Source organism: Ruegeria sp. H7 (assembly GCF_056532945.1).
On sequence record NZ_JBQFNZ010000001.1, the window covers coordinates 750,113 to 770,526 of the forward strand.

At 60.0% G+C, this 20,414-nt stretch carries 18 protein-coding genes and 1 tRNA gene; 13 read left to right on the forward strand and 6 right to left on the reverse strand.

The features are described 5' to 3' along the window. Positions 1 to 4 precede the first annotated feature (4 nt). The 5 genes from ACR0AC_RS03540 to ACR0AC_RS03560 form a co-directional block, all read right to left on the reverse strand. Positions 5 to 739, reverse strand: a complete 735-nt coding sequence (locus ACR0AC_RS03540) for an SDR family NAD(P)-dependent oxidoreductase (RefSeq protein WP_480626307.1) — start codon at positions 737 to 739, stop codon at positions 5 to 7. Next, positions 736 to 1,467 (reverse strand): SDR family oxidoreductase, encoded by a 732-nt coding sequence (locus ACR0AC_RS03545; protein ID WP_170452454.1) that lies wholly within the window; start codon positions 1,465 to 1,467, stop codon positions 736 to 738. Before ACR0AC_RS03545 ends, ACR0AC_RS03540 begins: the two co-directional genes overlap by 4 nt. Before the next feature lie 13 nt (positions 1,468 to 1,480). Further along, positions 1,481 to 2,584: a mandelate racemase/muconate lactonizing enzyme family protein gene (locus ACR0AC_RS03550; protein ID WP_480871961.1), complete on the reverse strand. Its 1,104-nt coding sequence runs from the start codon at positions 2,582 to 2,584 to the stop codon at positions 1,481 to 1,483. A 69-nt stretch (positions 2,585 to 2,653) separates the two neighbouring features. Beyond that, on the reverse strand, positions 2,654 to 4,201 hold the full coding sequence (locus tag ACR0AC_RS03555) for a trimethylamine methyltransferase family protein (protein WP_480626308.1): 1,548 nt from the start codon (positions 4,199 to 4,201) through the stop codon (positions 2,654 to 2,656). Between the two features lie 146 nt (positions 4,202 to 4,347). Then, positions 4,348 to 6,174, reverse strand: a complete 1,827-nt coding sequence (locus tag ACR0AC_RS03560; protein WP_480871963.1) for a BCCT family transporter — start codon at positions 6,172 to 6,174, stop codon at positions 4,348 to 4,350. 451 nt (positions 6,175 to 6,625) lie between these two features. Between ACR0AC_RS03560 and ACR0AC_RS03565 the strand changes: the two genes are divergently transcribed. From ACR0AC_RS03565 to ACR0AC_RS03590, 6 genes are all read left to right on the forward strand, one after another. Then, on the forward strand, positions 6,626 to 7,531 hold the full coding sequence (locus tag ACR0AC_RS03565) for a LysR substrate-binding domain-containing protein (RefSeq protein ID WP_480871965.1): 906 nt from the start codon (positions 6,626 to 6,628) through the stop codon (positions 7,529 to 7,531). 99 nt (positions 7,532 to 7,630) lie between these two features. After that, the gene (locus ACR0AC_RS03570) at positions 7,631 to 8,785 is read left to right on the forward strand and encodes an aromatic ring-hydroxylating oxygenase subunit alpha (protein ID WP_170452462.1); all 1,155 of its coding nucleotides are present in this window, start codon (positions 7,631 to 7,633) and stop codon (positions 8,783 to 8,785) included. Positions 8,786 to 8,795: 10 nt separating this feature from the next. Next, entirely contained in the window at positions 8,796 to 9,035 is a 240-nt protein-coding gene (locus tag ACR0AC_RS03575; RefSeq protein WP_170632158.1) for a hypothetical protein, read from the forward strand. Positions 9,036 to 9,168: 133 nt separating this feature from the next. Then, entirely contained in the window at positions 9,169 to 10,638 is a 1,470-nt protein-coding gene (locus tag ACR0AC_RS03580; protein ID WP_480871967.1) for a flavin-containing monooxygenase, read from the forward strand. Positions 10,639 to 10,642: 4 nt separating this feature from the next. Then, entirely contained in the window at positions 10,643 to 11,629 is a 987-nt protein-coding gene (locus ACR0AC_RS03585) for an alpha/beta fold hydrolase (RefSeq protein WP_480871969.1), read from the forward strand. Between the two features lie 73 nt (positions 11,630 to 11,702). Continuing rightward, positions 11,703 to 11,779, forward strand: a tRNA-Met gene (locus tag ACR0AC_RS03590). A 71-nt stretch (positions 11,780 to 11,850) separates the two neighbouring features. Here ACR0AC_RS03590 and ACR0AC_RS03595 read toward each other — a convergent pair. Then, positions 11,851 to 12,387: a ZrgA family zinc uptake protein gene (locus ACR0AC_RS03595; protein WP_480871970.1), complete on the reverse strand. Its 537-nt coding sequence runs from the start codon at positions 12,385 to 12,387 to the stop codon at positions 11,851 to 11,853. Between the two features lie 270 nt (positions 12,388 to 12,657). Between ACR0AC_RS03595 and ACR0AC_RS03600 the strand changes: the two genes are divergently transcribed. The 7 genes from ACR0AC_RS03600 to speA all read left to right on the forward strand — a co-directional run bounded on the left by ACR0AC_RS03600 (position 12,658) and on the right by speA (position 20,406). Next, entirely contained in the window at positions 12,658 to 13,929 is a 1,272-nt protein-coding gene (locus ACR0AC_RS03600; RefSeq protein ID WP_170622962.1) for an imelysin family protein, read from the forward strand. A gap of 134 nt (positions 13,930 to 14,063) precedes the next feature. Next, positions 14,064 to 14,357: a (2Fe-2S)-binding protein gene (locus tag ACR0AC_RS03605; protein ID WP_170452471.1), complete on the forward strand. Its 294-nt coding sequence runs from the start codon at positions 14,064 to 14,066 to the stop codon at positions 14,355 to 14,357. Next, a complete protein-coding gene (gene bfr / locus ACR0AC_RS03610; protein WP_170452473.1) occupies positions 14,305 to 14,790 on the forward strand; it encodes a bacterioferritin in 486 nt (161 codons plus the stop codon). Before ACR0AC_RS03605 ends, bfr begins: the two co-directional genes overlap by 53 nt. After that, the gene (locus ACR0AC_RS03615) at positions 14,750 to 16,312 is read left to right on the forward strand and encodes a di-heme oxidoredictase family protein (protein WP_170622961.1); all 1,563 of its coding nucleotides are present in this window, start codon (positions 14,750 to 14,752) and stop codon (positions 16,310 to 16,312) included. Before bfr ends, ACR0AC_RS03615 begins: the two co-directional genes overlap by 41 nt. A 1-nt stretch (position 16,313) precedes the next feature. Further along, the gene (locus ACR0AC_RS03620) at positions 16,314 to 17,327 is read left to right on the forward strand and encodes an imelysin family protein (protein WP_480871972.1); all 1,014 of its coding nucleotides are present in this window, start codon (positions 16,314 to 16,316) and stop codon (positions 17,325 to 17,327) included. 3 nt (positions 17,328 to 17,330) lie between these two features. Next, complete coding sequence (locus ACR0AC_RS03625) at positions 17,331 to 18,416, forward strand: DUF1513 domain-containing protein (RefSeq protein WP_480871974.1); 1,086 nt, start codon at positions 17,331 to 17,333, stop codon at positions 18,414 to 18,416. Between the two features lie 100 nt (positions 18,417 to 18,516). Next, positions 18,517 to 20,406 (forward strand): biosynthetic arginine decarboxylase, encoded by a 1,890-nt coding sequence (gene speA, locus ACR0AC_RS03630; RefSeq protein WP_170452481.1) that lies wholly within the window; start codon positions 18,517 to 18,519, stop codon positions 20,404 to 20,406. The last annotated feature ends 8 nt before the right edge of the window (positions 20,407 to 20,414 follow it).

Consider the following 20,414-nt stretch of genomic DNA (forward strand, 5'->3'; position numbering starts at 1 on the left):
GGTCTCAGGGCAGGCTGAGCTTTGCCATTCGCCCACCATCAACGGTGTATATCTGCCCGGTGATGAATGCCGCATCCTCCGAGGCCAGAAACGCGACTAGCGCCGCAACTTCCTCGGGCCGTCCGGTCCGGGCGACAGGGTGGATATTTGCAATATCTCGGCGAAACGCATCGGGATCGGGCATCGCGTTGACGAAATCCTCGTTCAGGTCGGTGTCGATCCACCCCGGCGCGACCGCGTTGCAGCGGACGCCTTCGGCCCCGTGATCCACAGCAACAGCGCGGGTCAGGCTATGCAAACCGGCCTTGGACGCGCAATAGGCCGCGTGACCGGGATTGCTGCCCAAACCTTCGATCGATCCGGTATTTACGATGCAACCCCGCGTTTTGCGCAGATGCGGCAGCGCGGCTTTTATCATCAGGAAGGGCGCTGTCAGATTGACGGTCAGAGTGCGCTGCCAGTCCTCAAGGCTCATATCCTCGACCGAGGATTCCTGCATCATACCTGCGTTGTTGACCAGAACATCCAGACGCCCGGCCTTGGCGATAACGGCATCCACCACCCGCCGGGGACTATCCGGATCGGTAAAGTCCGCCGTGATCCATTCAAGCTCCGGGTCTGCCCCACGCTGCGCCGTAAACACGCGCGCGCCTTCGTGCCGCAGCCGTTCGGCAATGGCCCGACCAATCCCGCTGCGCCCGCCGGTGACAAGCGCGGTTTTGCCTTCAAATCGCGTCATGAGACCGGCTTGCCTCCGTTCACTTCAACCAATGTGCCGCAAACATAACGCGACGCGTCCGAGACAAGGAACATAATGACATCTGCGACATCCTCAGGCTCGGCTATGCGGCCCAGCGGTACGGTCTGGCCCAGCTCGGCCACGGCGGTGTCGGGGTCAAATCCCCGCTTTTCAAAGCCCGAGCGCAACATCGGCGTGTTCACCTCATTCGGGCAAACGGCATTGATGCGGATGCCCTGATGCGCATGATCCATCCCCATGCACTGCGTTAGCGACGCGATGGCCGCCTTGGTCATGCAATAGACCGCGTGGTTCGGCCCCGGACGCAGCCCCCAGCAAGAGGCTGTGTTGACGATGGCTCCACCGCCGCAATCGGCCATGATCGGAATCGCGGCCCGACAAATGCGAAACGGGGCTTCGACATTCACGCCCAATGACAAGGACCAATCGTCATCCGAGGTCTCGGTGACAGACCCGCGCGTAATAACGCCCGCATTGTTGAGAACGATATCCAGACCACCCAAAGCCGAAGCTGCCGCCTTGGGCAAAGCGTCCGCGTAATCGGGGTTCAGAAGATCACCTGGCAAATGCGCCTCGGCCTCGATCCCGTCCACATTGCGATCTGCCACGGCGACACGCGCACCGGCATCGCGCAAACGCTGCACCAGTGCGGTACCGATCCCACCTGCCGCGCCTGTCACAAGGGCTGCTTTTCCGTTCAAATCCATTCTGTCACCCAATCTAAAATGACGCGGCAGGCGCGCCGAACAGGCTTTCGTCAGGCATAACACCCAAGCCCGGCCCGGTTGGCAGGTCGATATGCCCGCCGTTGATCTGAATGCCGTTTTTTGGATCGTAATGCCCATCAATATAAGGCGCTGCGAGCCAGACGCCCTCCAACAAGTCCGGGCGCACAGTTGCCGCGATATGCGTGCAGGCGGCAGCGATGATATCCCCGCCCCAACTGTCATCGCAGGTATGCGGCAGGTTGCGCGCCGCGCAAATGTCACGGAAGGCGCGCATGGGGTGCAAACCGCCGACCCGAGTGAGTTTCATTCCGAACCCGTCCACCAGACCGGTTCCCGCAGCAGTGATAACGGTGTTCAGGCTGGTGCTGTTTTCGTCCATGTAGATCGGATGCTGAACCTGTGGCCGGATTTTCTGTAGATCCTCAATGGTGTTGCAGGGTTGTTCCATGATGAACGGGATCTCGGGGCATTCGCGACTGACCCGCAGCGCATCGCGGGTGGTCCAGCCCCGATTGCCATCGACCGCCAGCCTCATGCCCGAGCCCCGGATCACCTCCCACACTTTGCGGATCGTCTCGATATCCAGCTCGACCGGGCGCCCACCAACCTTGATCTGCAGGCGAGGATAGCCTTCGGCCAGCTTCTCACCCGCCAGCCGCGCGATGTCGTCCGGTGCCCCGACCCCGGTCGCGTAGTAGGAGGGCAATCTGCGGCTCACTGCGCCACCCAACAAATCAGCAACCGAAACGCCCAGCGCTTTGCCCAACAGATCATGCGTCGCAATATCCACCGCCGCCTTGGCGTAGTTATGCCCGTTCAACACCACATCCATCCGGCGATGCAGCGGCACCGGCAGCACCTCGGCCCCGATCAGGCCCGGTGCCATTGTGGCCAATGCGGCGCGGGCACCGGCGGCATGGGCTTCGGCATAGGTCGGACCGACCGGGCAGGTTTCCCCCCACCCCACCAGACCATTCTCGGCCACAAGTTTCACAAGGGTCGTGTCCAGCGCCCAAACTTCGGCATTTGCCATCGTGTAGGGGCCGTTTTTGACCGGCAGTTCGTGGCTGTAGATGTGAATTTCGGCGATCTTCATTTTGGCCTTCGGATCATGAACAAAAAAGGGCCCGCCTGTGCAGGGGCGGGCCAGTACGGGGAGTGTTCTTTAGTAGGTCTGGTTCAACTCATCGGCGGCCGGGATCTCTCGTTCCCGGCGGGCGATGTAGTCCAGCAGCTCTTCGTTCTTGGCGATGTCGAGCGTGGGTTCCTGATACTCGGCCAGCAGTTTGCGGGCGTGGGTCAACGCGCGTTCGGTTATTTCGACCTCACCTTCGGCCACCCATTGTTCGATCGAGTTGTTATCGAACATCTCTGGCATGAAGAACGCGGTTTGGAAATTGTCCTGCGTGTGGGGGTGGCCCAGATAATGCCCGCCAGGCCCGACCTCGGGGACGGCAGAGAGTGCTTCGTCGAAATCGCCCCATTTGGGCCCCTCGGCCATGCGGTAGGCCATCGCGCATTGCTCGGCATCGACAATGAACTTGGCAACCGAACAATGCATTCCGGCCTCGTTCCACCCGGCGCTGTGCCAGATGTAGTTCGCCCCAGCATGCATCACCGCACTCAGCGTCGTCGCCGATTCATACCCTGCCTGCGCGTCAAAGGTTTTGGCCCCGCCCAACGTGTTCGAGGTGCGCCAAGGCACATCGTAATACCGCGCCATTTGACCGATCATGAAATTCATCAGGCTGATCTCGGGCGTACCCGCCATCGGTGCGCCGGATTTCATCGATACTGTCGACAGGTAATGACCATAGATCGCCGGAGCCCCTTTGCGGATGACCTGCGTATAGGCCAGCGCGCTCAGCGCCTCGGCGTTTAGCTGTGCGACCGTGGCGGGAACAGAGGCAGGCGTATTGGCCCCGCCCAAAACGAACGGAGAACACAAGACGGGCTGATTGCGGCGGCAAAAGGCCCGCATCGCGCCCAGCATCGTCTCATCCCAGACCAGCGGTGAGTTTCCATTGCAATTGCCGGTGGTAACGGGGTGATCCTCAAGGAAATCCTCGCCAAACAGGATCGCGCACATCTCCATCACGTCTTCGGCGTTCTTGGGCGAGGTGGTCATGCCCATGAACGTCTTGTCCGAGTGTTTCATCGACGAATAGGTAATGCGCAGATGCCGCTGGCTGATCGGATGGTCATACGGTTCCACGATATGATGCGCCGAGGAATGCAGCGCGGGCATCATGTGGCTGAGTTTGTGAAACATCGCCAGATCGTCCAGCGTGGGGTTCCTGCGCACATCGTCCAGATCGCGCAGGAAGGGCGCGCCGGTCATCGGCACAAAGATCGAGTGTTTACCACCCAAACGTACATTCTTGTTAGGGTCGCGGGCGTGGTATGTGAAGTCAGACGGGATCGTCGCGATCAACTCGCGCACAAGGCCCCGATCCAGATAGACCAACTCACCTTCAACCTTGGCTCCTGCCCTCTTCCAGTCCTCCAGGGCAATCGGGTCACGGAACTGAACGCCGACGTTTTCAAGGATGTCCTTCGAGGCATTGTCGATGCGTTCAACTTGGTTGCCGTCCATAACCTCGCATAGCGGAATGCCCCGGGTCAGACCGGGCAACATGTCAAAGTTCGGTGCGGTGCGCAGCGCGCGGCGGGCCGAGCGCCCACCGGCGCGCGTTGTCGTACGGATGTTCACTTGGCAATCCTCCATCTTGCGTTTCACTTTGGGGGATTCGCCGGGCTGTCACCTCTCTGATTGCGATATGTGCTTGCAGGAAGCGACACGAAAAACGCCGCCCGGTTTGGGCGGCGTTTGTTGTTTTCAAGGGATCGCAACAGCAATTATTCAGCCGCCTGCGTAGACGAGGCCGCGTGTTTGTCACGCTGCCCGTCGCGGAACAGGGCCTTGCCCAGTGCGACGCACATCAAGCCCATGACCATCGTGAACGGCAACGCCCCGATGATCATCGCGTTGCGCAGCGCGTCCATTGGGTTGTTGTCCCCGGCTGCAAGGATCAGCGCACCGATCACAGCGGTCAGGATCACACCCCAGATGATACGGTGCTTGACGCCGGTTTCCTGACTGCCGCCCGACATGATGGTGTTCATCACCAGAATGCCCGAGTCCGCCGAGGTCACGAGGAAGGTCATGATCAGGATCACGCACATGACGTTCAGCATGGACAGCAGCCCGCCATCGATCATGTAAGACAGGGTCACGAACAGTTTGTTGGTGTTCGATGCCCCAATGATCGCACCTTCTGCAGCACCTGCCAGTTCCAGATCAATCGCCGTACCACCCAGAACCGTCATCCAGGCAAAGCAGACCAGTGCAGGTGCAAAGACACAGCCCAGAATGAACTCGCGCACCGAACGGCCCTTGGAGATACGTGCAAGGAACAGGCCCACGAAGGGCGAGAACGCGATCCACCAGGCCCAGTAGAACGTGGTCCAACCGGCTTGCCATCCGAACTGACGGCCCTGCTCACCAGCAGCGTATGCAGCGGTCAGAGTGGCCTCGTCCAACTCGGCTGCGGCGCCTTCAAGGCCGCCTTTGAAGCCGTCAAAGCTGCCCCAGGCGTTGGTTGCGCCGCCGAACAAGTCGTTGGCGTGGGCCTGCGCCTCGGCAGGCAAGGCCGTTGCGAAGGATTCCGCAGACAACGGGCCATAGGCGCTGAAGCTGAGCGACAGGAAGTTCAGGATGTAATCGACCATCGCCGAACCATAGGTCGTCATGGCAAAGACGAACGATCCGAACACGACGAACGTTCCCAGCAGGATGATCGAAAGCACCAGATTGAGGTTCGACAGGTACTTTACCCCGCGCCCGACGCCCGAAACAGCCGAGATGATCGACAGGCACATGATGACCAGCAGACCTGCAATCAGACCCACTTTGCTTGGGGTTGGCACGTCACCGCCCAGATCCATGACCCACTGCATGCCGGTGATGGCGTAGACCCCATCGATGAACTGGCTGACGCCGTAGCCGATGGTCACCGAAACACCGAGGATCGTCGCCACAACGCCCAGCACGTCGACCACATGACCAAGGAACCCGTTCATCAGCCGACCGAACAAAGGCGTCAGAGCCGAGCGAATGGTAAGGGGCATGTTGCGCGTATACGCGTAATAGGCCAGCGACAGGCCGGTCACCACGTAGATCGCCCAGGCGTGGAAGCCATAGTGCAGATAGGTGAACCGGTAAGCCGATTGCAGCGCCTCAGGGCTGTTGCCTTCGACCGAGCCGGACACGACTACGGGGTTCGACCCCCACAGGCCCAGCGGTTCGGCGGTGGCAAACACCATCAGGCCAACGCCCAGACCAGCGCCGAACATCATCGAAAACCACGAGAAATTCGAGAATTCGGGTTTTTCACCCGGCGTACCCATGATCCGCTTTCCGGTCGAGGGGATGATCGCGACAATTGCCAGAAAGAAAAAGAACAGGCCAACAATAATCACGTAAAAGCCGTTGAAGCTTTCAAGCAGCCGACCGTTCCAGCTGCCCAATGTGCTGTTTGCGTTTGCCGGAAACACCAGCGCCCACAGCACCAAGGCCACCATGATGCCCTTGCTGATCAGCGCGATTGGCACGCTGTAATTTTCATAGAAACCGGCGTCGGCCGTTTCTATCTCTAGATCCGTGAATGGTTCAGGTACCGACATAATTCTCCTCCGTGTTGTCGATCCGATTATCCGGAGAGCTTTTGCAAGCGCAGTGCCCTCTCATCTTGTTTTCTTCGTTAGTGCGCGTTTCGCGTCCGCATTCCTGTGCTTGCGCGGGTGTCCTCGGTGGGCGCCGGTTTTGCGTCCTTTGCCGGGCGTTCGCCTTTGGTCCTTTGCCTAGGTCAGCCAGCCCGACAGGCGCGGACATCTCGGGCCGGGCCCAAAACGCGTTGCTGACAACGTGTGGGACATGACATTTCTTAGGTCAGCTGTTTAAAGCGCCCTTCGCCACAGCGGCTCACTAAAACCGACCCGTTCGGGGGGGATTGACGACTCCAAATTCGCAAACATCAGAATTTGGCGCATTCTCAATGCATCAAATGCTGGCGTTCAACGATAAAAATTTTCATAGTCGCACGAGCAAGACTAACCCGAAGCCAGCCAGGTCCCTATGTCCCGTCGCCACTACAAACTGCCGCCCCTGACAACCCTGTCGGCTTTTGAGGCGGCCGCCCGCCATCTCAGCTTCAAAAACGCCGCCGAAGAGCTTTCGGTGACACCCGGCGCGGTCAGCCATCAGATCAAGGCGTTGGAGGCCTATCTGGAAGCACCGCTGTTTCAGCGCAAACACCGCAGCGTCGCTCTGACGGATGACGGCAAGGCGCTGCACGAGGCGCTGTCATCATCCTTCGGGCGCATCTCGAAATCGCTTTCGACCATCCGGGATCGGTCATATGGCGGTAAGGTCACGGTCGGATCGACCACCTCCGTCGCGGCCTTGTGGCTGTCGCCATCCGTGATCCGGTTCTGGCGTGAAATGCCCGAAGTAAGCATCGACCAGATCTCGCAGGATCGCCCGTTCAAGGATCGATCCGATCTGGACTTTTTTATCCGCTACGGGCGCGATGGTGATCCCAACTTGGATCATACGCCGCTGTTTCGGGATCACCTGATGCCGGTCGGCAGCCCCGAACTTGCCGAACAGTTGGCCGGTACAGGGCTAAGAACCCTTGCGCAACAGCGGCTGATACATCTTGATTCCGAAGACAACAGTTGGACGACCTGGCCCGACTGGTTTCGTCAACTCGGCCATACAGACCGGATCACAATGGAAACGCGGGTCAACAGCTATTCGGTCGCATTGCAGATGGCCCGCAAGGGGGCGGGTCTGGCCCTGGGGTGGAAACGCTTGATTCAGCCAATGCTGCAATCCGGTAAACTGGTGCCGATCGGATCACATTTTCTGGAAGCGCCGAACCAGTTTTACCTTGTCGGACGCCCGGACGAGGAGTTGTCCGACAACGCCCGAGCCCTGAAAAATTGGATCATCGACGAGGTGCGCGATGGTTCGGTTTAGTTCAACTCACCCATTGATGAGCTTTTCTGATATTGATGTCCCCCCAACCTGTCCGCCAATAGGAAACTGAAAGGCAATTCCCAACCGCAGGAGAGTTCGATGAACAAGCACAGCCCGCTCTCGTCGGTTCTGACCGATGTGAACACAGCCAATGGTCTGCCGAATGAACATTACGTCGATCCGGCCATGTTCGCGGAAGAACGGAAATCTGTCCTGTACGCGAATTGGTCAGGCATCGGGTTCGGCAAGGACGTGCCTGAAATCGGTGACGCCAAGCCGGTCGATTTTCTGGGAATGCCGCTGCTTATCGTCCGGGATCGCGATGGCGAGGTTGGCGTGTTTCAAAACACCTGCCGCCACCGGGGCATGATCCTTGTGGACGCGCCAAAGAAAATCGGCGGGGCCATCCGCTGCCCCTATCACAGCTGGTGCTACAGCCTGAAGGGTGAGCTGCGTGCGACCCCTCATGTCGGCGGCCCCGGCCAGAACAAGCACGAAGACGTCAAGAACGAAGACCTCGGGCTGGTCCGTATCCGCTCGCATGTCTGGCGCGATGTGATCTTTGTGAATGTCGACGGCAATGCGCCCTCTTTCGAAGACGCCCACGGCGAGCTGCTGGAACGTTGGAAAGAGTTCGAAACCCCGCTGTTTCACGGCGGCGACGAATCCTCCTTCAAGCTGGAGGTGAAAACCAACTGGAAGCTGGCGGTCGAGAATTACTGCGAAAGCTATCACCTGCCCTGGGTGCATCCCGGCCTGAACAGCTATTCCCGGCTGGAGGACCACTACAATATCGAAAAGCGCGGGCATTACTCGGGTCAGGGCACGCTGGTCTACCGGCAACTGACAGATCAAGACGGTGCGACCCTGCCGGATTTCGAAGGCCTTAGCGACAAATGGGATGAGGGCGCGGAATATGTGGCGCTGTATCCCAACGTGCTGTTGGGCGTTCAGCGCGATCACAGCTTTGCCATCGTGCTGGAACCGGTGGATCAGGAAAACACCGTCGAGCATATCGAGCTCTACTATGCCAAAAGCGAGGCTGAGACACCCCAGCATGACGGTCTGCGGGCATCAAACGCGCAGCTTTGGAAAACCGTGTTCGAAGAGGATGTCTTTGTCGTCGAAGGGATGCAAAAGGGGCGTCACGGTATGCTGTTCGACGGTGGCCGCTTTTCACCCGCGATGGACGGCCCCACGCATAATTTCCACCATTGGGTCGCGACACAGATTGAAAATGGACGGTCAGAATAGGCCGTTGGGCATGGACAGGGCCGCGCTTGACGATTTGCTTCTTGCCGCGCACGCCGGCAACGATCACGCGGGCCTTGTCCGATACTACACCATGGCCGCAGATGAACGCGAGGAGGCAGGCGACATTGACGCCGCCTGTTTCTACCTGACCCACGCCTTTGTCTTTGCGCTGGAACACGGCGCACCCGAGGCGGATGAGCTGAACCTGCGACTGGTGCAACACGGGCGGGCCGATCGGCTGAACCTGTGACACGCACACGTGCCAATTGTTCACAGCGCAAGCACCCACTGATTTACTTTTATTCCCGATAACTTGCTTCTCAAAACCACACCCCTTCCTATCTTTGGGTTATCTCCATATGGTTGTGCCGGGAGGCAAGGTTTTGACGCAAAAGACACAGATGCTGATCGTCGGCGCGGGGTTCGCCGGGTTGACCATGGCGCTGGAGGCCCGAAAACGCGGCATTCGCGACATCATCATTCTTGAAAAGGCCGATGACATCGGCGGCACCTGGCGCGAGAACACCTATCCCGGTGTTGCCTGCGATGTGCCCTCGCACCTGTATTCCATGGCAACGCATCCGAATCCGGACTGGAGCCAGTCTTATGCGGGCGGTGCGGAAATACAGGCTTACCTGCAGAACGTCGCGCGGGATGAAGGACTGTACGATCTGTGCCAGTTCAACCAACGCCTGAAATTCGCCAGATGGGACGGGGATCACTGGCATGTCGAAAGCGAAAGCGGCCAGACCTGGATGGCACGGTTTCTGGTGTCCGCAATCGGCGCGCTGCATATTCCAAGCATTCCGGCCATTCCCGGCGCCGACAGCTTCCCCGGTCCCAGCTTCCATTCAGCGGAATGGAACCACGACATTGACATGACCGGCGCGAGCGTTGCTGTTGTCGGAACCGGGGCATCGGCCATTCAGTTTGTGCCCGAAATCGCAAAGACCGCGAAACAGGTGACGGTCTTTCAACGCAGTGCGCCCTATGTCCTGCCGCGCCCGGACGGTCCAATTGCGCCCTGGGTCCGGCGGCTGTACCGGCGCGTCCCCTTGCTGGCCCGGATCAGACGCGGGTTGATTTTCGCCTTTTTCGAGTTTCGCCACCGCGTGTTCCGGGGCGAAAAGCTCATGGTGGCGTATGCGATGAACATGTGGCGCAAATCGCTGCACGGTGCCATATCCGATCCGGCCGAGCGCGAGAAACTGACCCCGGACTATCAGATCGGTTGCAAGCGCATCCTCAGTTCCAACGACTGGTACCCCACCCTGACACGTGACAATGTTCACGTTATCCCGTCGGGCGTGGCATCCATCGACGGCGACAAGATACTTGCGACCGATGGGTCCGAGACGCAGGCCGACATTCTGGTCTGGGGCACCGGCTTTCACGTCACCGACATTGCCGAACGTCTGGACATTACCGGCCTGGACGGGTTGACGCTGAGGCAGGCGTGGTCGGACGGGATGCAGGCCAATCTGGGCACCGCCGTCGCGGGTTTCCCGAATTTCTTCATTCTGCTCGGGCCACATACCGGGCTTGGCCACAACTCGGTCGTGCTGATGATCGAAGCGCAGGTCAGCCATATTGGCGAAGTGCTGAGCGCGATGGCGGATCAAGGGCTGGACGCCATCACGCCGCATGCCGAGAAACAAGAGGCGTTCACCAAAGAAATGCAGGACCGCCACGCAGACGGTGTCTGGAAATCCGGCGGTTGCACGTCCTGGTATCTGGATGCCAAGGGGCGCAACACGACGCTGTGGCCCGGAACCGTCGCAGAATTCCAAAAGCGTATGGCCCGGTCAGGAATGGAACACTACGGGCCCGCGCCTGACGCGGCAGGAGATTGATGAGATGACAATTGTGCTGATCCTAATCGCCCTTTTAGCGGCCGTCCTGCTGGTCATGCACCTCTGGACCCGGCATCTGACCAACGAGGGGTTCAAAACTGTTCCGCAGTTGGGGCAGATCGTTCCTGTCACCGGGGGCAGCATTCACTATGTTGAAAAAGGCAACCCCGAGGCGCAGACCATTGTCATGATCCATGGACTGGCGGGGCAGTTGCAGCATTTCACCTATGCTTTGGTCGACGCGCTGGCCGATGAATATCACGTCATCGCCCTGGATCGCCCCGGATGTGGCTACTCGACCCGCGAAGCGCCCGAGGTCGGGCGGCTGCCGGAACAGGCCCGGATGATCAACGAATTTCTTGAAGTCAAAGGCATATCCGACGCGGTGCTGGTGGGGCATTCCCTGGGCGGCGCGCTGTCACTGGCCATCGCGCTGGATTACCCGAACCGGGTGGCAGCCCTTGCCATGCTGGCACCGCTGACCCACAAGATGCCCGCCCCGCCAGTGATCTTCAAATCGCTGGAAATCCGTTCGGAATGGATACGCAATCTGGTGGGCAACACGCTGGCGGTTCCGATTGCCGCCAAAACGGCCCCCCATTCCCTGCATTTCGCCTTTGACCCGGAACCGGTGCCGGACGATTTTCTAAGCCGCGCGGGCGGGGCATTGGGGTTAAGACCGTCAGCCTTCGTCACCGCCTCGCAGGATCTTGTCGGCGTGGATGACAGCATCGCAGCCCAAAGCGCCCGCTACCCCGAACTGCGAACCCCGGGCGGCGTATTCTACGGCGCGCAGGACACGATCCTGTCTCCGGCGCTGCACGGACCTCCGATGACGGAGTTTGGGTTGTTCTACGAAGAGGTTGACGGTTTGGGCCACATGACGCCAATCACGGTTCCGGACCAGTGCGCAGATTTCATCCGCAGGGTCATTCAATCCGCTGCGGACACATCGAATTCCGGCGAGGACGAAAACACGCAAACGATCTGAAAGAATCCGCTGTGATCCGGTCTTTTCCCCCTTGACCCTCCCCAGCGGCTCCCTTAAATCGCCTCTCACTCATGGCGGAGTAGCTCAGTTGGTTAGAGCAGCGGAATCATAATCCGCGTGTCGGGGGTTCAAGTCCCTCCTCCGCTACCAAAATTCCCGACAACAGATGGTTTGAATGTCCCCTTGGCGGGCTCATTGGGCGTTGAGCGCTGGGATTGTTGCTAAAGCCCCGACAGATCCACCAGTGGCGTGGCGCGGGTGACGTCGAATGTGTGCAGCCCATCAGACCGCTCGACACTGACCTGAAACTTCTGAGTTGCTTCGAACCGATCAAAATAGGCGAATTCGATTGTGTTCAGCGCCTCGATGCTCTGACATTGGATCACGTAATCGGCCTGAAACTCGGACAGTTCGGGGGTCTCGGATGGGCTTGTTTCGGCTCCGATCGCCTGGGTTGGCGCACCCTGCGCATCAGATGTCAGGGCCACATTCGCCGAGGCAGTAAAGCATCGGGCTTCTTCCGGAAGTACGAACAACTCCAATGGCTTAGACAGGTCCGAAATTGCCACCGCAACCATGGCGCGGTCCTCATCCGAGGCGGCAGGCCGCTCGAACCCGACAATATCCGCGCTGGGAACTGCCAGAGACAGTGCAAACTCGGCACCCGAAAATTGAATGGCTAACCGTCCGGTCCCACGTTCAGGCTGGCTTTCCAGCTGCGTTGCCTGGGCCGTGACAGCCGCCGGCAAAAGGGACAATGCCAAAACCGCGCATTTCATTAACCAAGTACCACCAAAATAGAATCACACCGATCAGTTTAGCCCGAATCCCCTGTTGCGCAACGCAAGCCCCGCGTTCAGGCCTCGCCAGATATGGGGAATAAGCGGGTGATTGCTACCTTGCCCGGCTTAATTTCCGACAATAAAACTCAGGTTGACAAATCTGACTTAATCACTCAGTTATTGATACATAACTCTATGTGGCCACTCGCCCACTTAGCCGTTTCTGACAGGAAAGACTGAACCCTCATGACCAGATTATTGACCGCTGCCAGCGCTTTAACACTTTGTGCCGCAACCAGCGCCTTGGCCGGTGATGCACCCGCAAAAGCCGATGTTCTGAACACCTATGCCGACATCGCCGAAGCCAAATATGACGACAGCCTGATCGCGGCAAAATCGCTGCAAGCGGCCGTTAACGCCCTGATCGCCGATCCGTCGGATGCCACGCTGAACGCCGCCCGCGCGGCCTGGCTGGCGGCGCGTGTTCCCTACCAGCAGACCGAGGTCTATCGCTTTGGCAATGCCATCGTTGATGACTGGGAAGGCAAGGTGAACGCATGGCCGCTGGACGAAGGGATGATCGACTATGTTGACGCCTCTTACGGTGGGCCCAGCGACGAAAACGAGTTCGCCGTTCTGAACGTCATTGCCAACCCAAGCTTTGATCTGTCGGGCAACACGGTTGACGCGTCCCAGATCACGCCGGAGCTGCTGGCCGACACGCTGCACGAGGCAGATGGGGTCGAGGCAAACGTCGCCACCGGCTACCACGCGATCGAGTTCCTTTTGTGGGGTCAGGATCTGAACGGCCACGGTGCTGGCGCGGGCAACCGTCCGGCCACCGACTATGCGCAGGGCGATGACTGCACCAACGGCAATTGCGACCGCCGCGCGCAATATCTGAGCGCTGCCACCGATCTGCTGGTCAGCGATCTGGAATGGATGGCGGCACAGTGGGCCGAAGGTGGAGAAGCCCGCGCCGCTCTGACCCAAAACGAAGACGCTGGCATCAGTGCAATCCTGACCGGCATGGGTTCGCTGTCATATGGGGAAACCGCAGGTGAACGCATGCGGTTGGGCGTGATGCTGAACGATCCAGAAGAAGAGCATTCGTGCTTTGCCGACAACACCCATAACGACCACTACTATAACGGGGTTGGCATCCAGAACGTCTATCTGGGCAGCTATACCCGTATCGACGGTACGCCGGTCAGCGGCGCATCGCTGTCGGAGCTGGTGATCGCAAGCGATCCTGCGCTGGACGCGGAAATGAAGACCAAGCTGGCAAACACGATGCTGGCGCTTGGCGTGATGAAATCGACCGCCGAGGCCGGATTTGCCTATGACCAGATGCTGGAACGCGGCAATGCCGGTGGCGAGGCGCTGATCATGGGCGGCGTCAACGGCCTGATCGACCAGACCAAGACCATCGAACGCATCGTCACAGCACTTGAGCTTGACAACATCGAGTTCGAAGGCTCGGACAGCCTGGACAACCCCGACGCGGTTTTCCACTAAACGGCCCCGTCGGTCGGAAACGGGGCGACACCTCGGTTCCGACCGGTCTGGTCACGAAGACGTATGAAAGCGCGCTGGACCTGAAACAAATAACCTACTATTTAAGTAAGAAATCTAACGAGCCTCGATTCGCCATGATCGTATGCCACTGCACCAACATCTCTGACCACGACATCCGCGCCGCGATTGACTGGATGCGCGCGGCGGATTCGCAGGCCATCATCACGCCGGGCAAAATCTACCACGCCCTCGGAAAGTCGGCGGATTGCGGCGGGTGCATGCCGCTTTTCCTAGACACGATGCGTTCAAGCGATAATCTGGAAGTCCCCATGCAACTCCGCGCGTTGCGCAGCGGAGTATCACAGGAGAAAGCTGATGAAGGGCGATCCCAAGGTCATAGAATATCTCAACAAATCCCTGCGGCATGAACTGACCGCGGTCAGCCAGTATTGGCTACACTACAGGCTTCAGGAAGATTGGGGCCTTGGCCATATGGCCAAGAAAAGCCGCGAAGAAAGCATCGAGGAGATGGGGCACGCGGACAAGCTGATTGAGCGCATCATCTTTCTGGAAGGTCACCCGAACCTGCAAAAGCTGGACCCGCTGCGTATCGGTCAGAACCCAAAGGAAACGTTGGAGTGTGATCTGGCCGCCGAACTGGACGCTCGTGCCCTTTATGCCGAAGCGCGCGACTATTGTAGGGAAGCCGGGGACTACGTCTCTATGACGCTGTTCGAAGGATTGATCGCAGATGAGGAAGGCCATATCGACTTCCTGGAAACGCAGCTCGACCTGTACGAAAGGATCGGCGAAGCCAATTATGCGCAACTCAACGCATCGAAAATGGACGAAGGCGAATAGTCTTTTTGCCCTGTCAGTGGCCGCCCTGGCGGCCACCCCGGCCCTGCCTGCTGAAACCCAAAACCTTCCCCTGCAGGACCTTCACCTGAACATCACCCCCCGCACCGATGACGAACGCGCCCGCGTTGAGGCGGTCACTGCACCGCCGCAGGACTTCAGCGTGCCACAGCGGTTCGAAGACCTGCCCGCCGGGGCCGCAACGGTTCGCGTGCGCAACGATGCGGATGCGTTTTCCCAACCCTCGGGCAACCTAAGCTTTGAGCAAGAGCTTGATTTCAAGGTCGGCAACGGGCTGTTCAAGAAAATCTGGGTGTCGTCGCCGTCATCGACGCTGGCATCTGACGGGTTGGGTCCGCTTTACAACGCGCGGTCCTGCCAGCGGTGTCACATCAAGGACGGGCGCGGGCACACGCCGAACGGGCCGGATGACAATGCGGTGTCTATGTTCCTGCGAGTCTCCATACCGGGCGGCCCAAACGACGGCTTTCCCGAGATCGAGGATTATATCGCGACCCTGCCAGAGCCGACATATGGTGGCCAGATGCAAGACTTCGCGCTGGCCGGACACCCGGCGGAATACCAGTTGGACATCACTTACGAAGAGGTCCCGGTCGCGCTGTCGGACGGCGAAATCGTGTCGTTGCGCCGCCCGACCTATCGGGCCGCCGATCTGGGCTATGGTCCGTTGCACCCGGATGCGATGCTCAGCCCCCGCGTCGCGCCGCAGATGATCGGCCTTGGTTTGCTGGAGGCGATCCCGGTCGCTGATCTTCTGGCCAAAGCCGACCCCGAAGATTCGGATGGCGATGGGATCTCGGGCCGGGCGAACATCGTCTGGTCGGCAGAATACGATGTCCCCATGATGGGCCGGTTTGGGCACAAGGCGGGCATGCCAACGATCATGGAGCAGTCAGCGGCGGCCTTTGCCGGGGATATCGGCATCTCAAGCCCACTGTTCCCGGCCCCGCACGGGGATTGTACCGACGCGCAGATCACCTGCACGGACGCGCCGCATGGCGATGATGACACGCGCGGGTTTGAGATCGATCAGATCGGCATGGATCTTGTGGCCTTCTACAGCCGCAATCTGGGCGTGCCCGGCCGCCGCGACGTAGATAACCCTGAGGTTCTGCGCGGCAAAGAGGTGTTCTACACCACGGGCTGCACCGCATGCCACACGCCGTCCCATGTGACACACCGCATGGACGACCGGCCCGAACAGAGTTTTCAGTTGATCTGGCCCTATACCGACCTGCTGCTGCACGACATGGGCGAAGGTCTGGCCGACAACCGCCCCGAAGCCCGCGCAACCGGTCGCGAATGGCGCACGCCTCCGCTGTGGGGCGTTGGCCTGACCGAACGAGTCTCGGGCCACACGCAATTCCTGCATGACGGGCGCGCCCGCAATCTGCTGGAGGCGATCCTGTGGCACGGGGGCGAGGCGCAGGCGGCGCGCCATGCCGTCGTCTCAATGCCCAAGGCCGACCGGGACGCCCTGATCCGTTTCCTTGAGAGCCTTTGACATGCGCATACTGCCCCTCATCGCCGCATCACTGATGCTACCGGTTAGCGCTTTGGCACAGGATCGTTCCGCAATCCTGCTGGATGCGACCCAGTCGCATATCCTGCCCCGGTTCGCCGAACTGGCGGATACCGCCGACGCGCTGGCCGAGACTGCACAGCAGGACTGCGAACCAACCTCACCCGCCCTGCGCGCGGCCTATGGCGCGTCTTTCGACAGCTGGATTTCCCTCAGCCATTTACGCTTTGGACCGACCGAGGTGGATGACCGTGCTTTTGCCATGGCCTTCTGGCCCAACACCAAAGGGTTTACCTCCAAGGCCCTGTCGCAGCATATCACCGCCGAAGACGCGGCCGTTGAAAGCGTTGAGGTCTACGCCGAAACCTCGGTGGCTGGGCGTGGGTTCTTTGCTTTGGAGCGGATGCTGTTTGACCCTGCGTTTGCCGATCAGGGCAGTGCTGCTTACCGCTGCGCCCTGATTCAGGTGATCACAGCGGATATTGACGCCAATGCCCGCGCGATGGCCGATGACTGGCAGACCTACGCCCCCAGCCTGACCCAACCCGGCGTCAACAGTCGCTATAGGACGCAGGATGAGGCACTGCAGGAGTTGTTCAAGGCGCTCTCGACCGGTCTTGAGTTCACCGCATCAACAAGGCTGGGGCGACCGCTCGGAACATTCGACCGCACGCGTCCCAAGCGGGCCGAGGCGCGACGCTCTGAACGATCCTTGCGGCATGTGGAACTGTCGCTGATCGCGCTGCGCGATCTGGCGGCGCGGTTATCCTCTGATCACCCCGAGGTCGCCTCCGATCTGGACGCCGCCTTCGCTCGCGCGATAGGCACTGCACGGTCGATTGATGATCCGGCATTGGCCGGCGTGGCGGACCCTGCGGCGCGGTTTCGGATCGAAGCCCTGCAACAATCCATCACCGACATCCGCACCATCGCCTCAACCGAACTTGGCCCAACCCTTGGGATCAGCGCAGGCTTCAACTCATTGGACGGGGACTGAGCCTTGACCAGTCGCAGGCGTTTTCTTGCCGGGTTGGCGGCGGCGAGCATCACCCCGATCCGGGGATGGGCTTCCGTTGGCGCGCCAGACTATCTGGCTGCAGGGCTGTTCCCCGACGGTTCATTCCGTCTGGCGGGGTTGACCGCCGATGGAGATATCCTGTTCGCCCTGCCCCTGCCCGCGCGCGGCCACGCCGCCGCCGCACATCCGAACAAAGCGCAGGCTGTCGCCTTCGCGCGCCGCCCCGGAACCTTCGCCGTTGTGATCGATTGCGCCAACGGCACGGAACTGGCCCGGCTTGAAGCCCCGGAGGGGCGACATTTCTACGGGCATGGCACGTTTTCGGCCGATGGCATGCACTTCTTTGCCACCGAAAACGACTATGAAGCCGGTACCGGAAAAGTTAGCATCTGGGACGCGGACAGTTTTGAACGTCTGGGTGAGTTCTCGTCTGGCGGCGTTGGCCCCCATGACATGCGACTGATGCCAGACGGGCAGTCGCTGGTGATCGCCAATGGCGGGATTGAAACCCATCCGGACACCGGACGCACCAAACTGAACCTGCCGGTGATGCGCCCGAATCTGAGTTACCTCGATCTGTCCGGAAAACTGCTGGAACAGGTGGAACTGCCGCGCGCCATGCACAAGAACTCGATCCGGCATCTGGCCGTACGCGATGACGGGCTTGTCGGTTTTGCGATGCAATGGCAGGGCAGTGCGTCCGAGCATCCTCCGCTGGTGGGTCTGCACCGCCGGGGTGAAGCTGCGACGCTGCTATCGGCCCCCGAAGCGGATCAAAGCCGGTTACAGGGATATGCAGGCAGTATAGCGTTTTCAGCCGATGGGACGGCCATCGCCATCACCTGCCCGCGCGGCAACGCTTTGCACCGGTTCGATGTGCAGACCGCAACCTTCCTAGACGCCTTCGCCTTGAACGATGTCTGCGGTCTTGGGTCTGATCCGAACGGTTTGGTCTTCACTACAGGAACCGGCCTTGTCGGCACGCTGGACGGGCCGCGGACACAGATCCTGACCCGGTCTGATTGCCAATGGGACAACCATCTGATCCCGATCCGCAGTTTCGCATAAAATTCGGCAATCCCCGTCACATAGTTTACACTTGGAAGAATCAAACTGCTGCCGTATTGGCGGGCGCGAAACCGGCACCCTACGTTAAGGACTGACTTGATTGAAACACACGCCCGACGCACCGCATTCCATCTACGGGGTTGAGAAATGGGGCAAGGGCCTCATCGAGGTGACGGAGGCGGGCGAGATCGGTCTGCGCAATCCGATGGCCCCCGAGGCCGAGGCGATCAGCCTGCCCGGCATCCTGACCGATCTGGACGACCGCGGCATCAAGGCCCCGATGCTGCTGCGCGTGACATCCTATCTGGAACACGAGATCGCGCATCTGAACGAAAGCTTCCGCGATGCGATTGCCCGCACCGGCTACCAAGGGGCGTATCGCGGCGTGTTCCCGATCAAGGTGAACCAGCAGGCGCAGGTGGTCGACCGGATCGTCGAATTCGGCAAGACATACGACTACGGGCTCGAGGCCGGGTCGAAACCCGAACTGGTGATTGCCCTGGCGCATCGGCTGTCGCGCGACGCGCTGATCGTCTGCAACGGCGTCAAGGATGCCGAGTTCATCCAGCTTGCCATCCTCAGCCGCAAGATCGGCTTCAATACGGTGATCGTGCTGGAAAGCCCGAAAGAGGCCGATACCGTGATCGAGGTCTATAACGAGTTGGGCATCGAACCGCTGCTGGGCGCGCGGGTGAAATTGACCAACCAGATCAGCGGCAAATGGGAGGAAAGCTCGGGCGACCGATCCGCCTTTGGCATGAACACCGACCAGTTGGTGGCCACCGTGGACAAGCTGAAAGAGGCCGGGCTGCTGCATTGCCTGAAACTGCAGCACTCGCATCTGGGCTCTCAGGTGCAGGACGTCAACGACGTGCGCCGCGCCGTCGGCGAGGCCTGTCGTTATTATACCGAACTGACCCGCGAGGGCGTGCCGCTGACCCATCTGGACCTCGGCGGCGGCATGGGTGTGGATTATACAGGCGAGAAAAAGGCCGCCGAAAACTCGATCAACTACACGGTCGAGGAATATTGCGCCAACGTGGTCGAAACCGTCGCCTACGCGCTGGACGAGGCCGAGGTGCCCCACCCCACGCTGGTCACCGAAAGCGGTCGCGCGGTGGTGGCGACATCGTCGATGCTGGTGTTCAACGTGCTGGAAAGCACGCTTTATGACGCCCCCAACGGCCCCGAGGTTGAACCCGACGACCATCACATGGTCTCGGACCTTGCCGCCGTGCATGGCTACCTGTCCAGCGACCGGCTGCAGGAATGCTGGAATGACGCCAATTTCTATCGCAATGAACTGCGCGCGCTGTTCAGACGCGGCTATGTCGACCTGCGCCAGATGGCCCGCGCCGAACGCATCTATCTGTCGCTGATGGCCCGCCTCAAGGCGCTGGCGGCAAGCGACGAGCTGGACACGGATGTAGACGACCAGCTTGAGAAAGTGGCCGATATCTACCACTGCAACTTCTCGCTGTTTCAATCCCTGCCTGACGTCTGGGCCATCGATCAGCTGCACCCGATCGTGCCACTGCAAGGGCTGAACGACACCCCCGACCGCCGCGCGGTCCTGTCCGACATCACCTGCGACAGCGACGGCAAGATCGACCGTTTCATTCTGGCCGACGGTGTCTCGCCCAGCCTGCCGGTGCATTCCCTGCCCGAGGATGGCGAATATTGTATGGGCGTCTTCTTTGTCGGCGCCTATCAGGAAACACTGGGCGATCTGCACAACCTGTTCGGCGACACCAATGTCGTCACCATCGACCTGCGCGCCGATGGCGGTTTCGACCTGCTGCACGAACAAGAGGGCGACACCATCAGTCAAGTCCTGTCCTATGTCGAGTTCGACCCGCAGGACTGCGTCGCCGCCTTCCGCAAAATGGTGGACGAGGCGATCTCGACCGGTACTCTGATGGCCAAAGACCGCAAAACCCTGATGGCCGCCTACCGCGACAGCATCAACGGCTACACCTATTACGAATAACCCGAGAG

Bases quoted from the DNA above. Each gene is read 5' to 3' on its own strand.
- ACR0AC_RS03585 (WP_480871969.1), top strand. From the start codon at position 10,643: ATGACAATTGTGCTGATCCTAATCGCCCTTTTAGCGGCCGTCCTGCTG.
- ACR0AC_RS03605 (WP_170452471.1), top strand. From the start codon at position 14,064: ATGATCGTATGCCACTGCACCAACATCTCTGACCACGACATCCGCGCC.
- ACR0AC_RS03600 (WP_170622962.1), top strand. From the start codon at position 12,658: ATGACCAGATTATTGACCGCTGCCAGCGCTTTAACACTTTGTGCCGCA.
- ACR0AC_RS03540 (WP_480626307.1), bottom strand. From the start codon at position 739: ATGACGCGATTTGAAGGCAAAACCGCGCTTGTCACCGGCGGGCGCAGC.
- ACR0AC_RS03620 (WP_480871972.1), top strand. From the start codon at position 16,314: ATGCGCATACTGCCCCTCATCGCCGCATCACTGATGCTACCGGTTAGC.
- ACR0AC_RS03560 (WP_480871963.1), bottom strand. From the start codon at position 6,174: ATGTCGGTACCTGAACCATTCACGGATCTAGAGATAGAAACGGCCGAC.
- ACR0AC_RS03565 (WP_480871965.1), top strand. From the start codon at position 6,626: ATGTCCCGTCGCCACTACAAACTGCCGCCCCTGACAACCCTGTCGGCT.
- ACR0AC_RS03575 (WP_170632158.1), top strand. From the start codon at position 8,796: ATGGACAGGGCCGCGCTTGACGATTTGCTTCTTGCCGCGCACGCCGGC.
- ACR0AC_RS03570 (WP_170452462.1), top strand. From the start codon at position 7,631: ATGAACAAGCACAGCCCGCTCTCGTCGGTTCTGACCGATGTGAACACA.
- ACR0AC_RS03545 (WP_170452454.1), bottom strand. From the start codon at position 1,467: ATGGATTTGAACGGAAAAGCAGCCCTTGTGACAGGCGCGGCAGGTGGG.
- ACR0AC_RS03615 (WP_170622961.1), top strand. From the start codon at position 14,750: ATGCGCAACTCAACGCATCGAAAATGGACGAAGGCGAATAGTCTTTTT.
- ACR0AC_RS03550 (WP_480871961.1), bottom strand. From the start codon at position 2,584: ATGAAGATCGCCGAAATTCACATCTACAGCCACGAACTGCCGGTCAAA.
- bfr (WP_170452473.1), top strand. From the start codon at position 14,305: ATGAAGGGCGATCCCAAGGTCATAGAATATCTCAACAAATCCCTGCGG.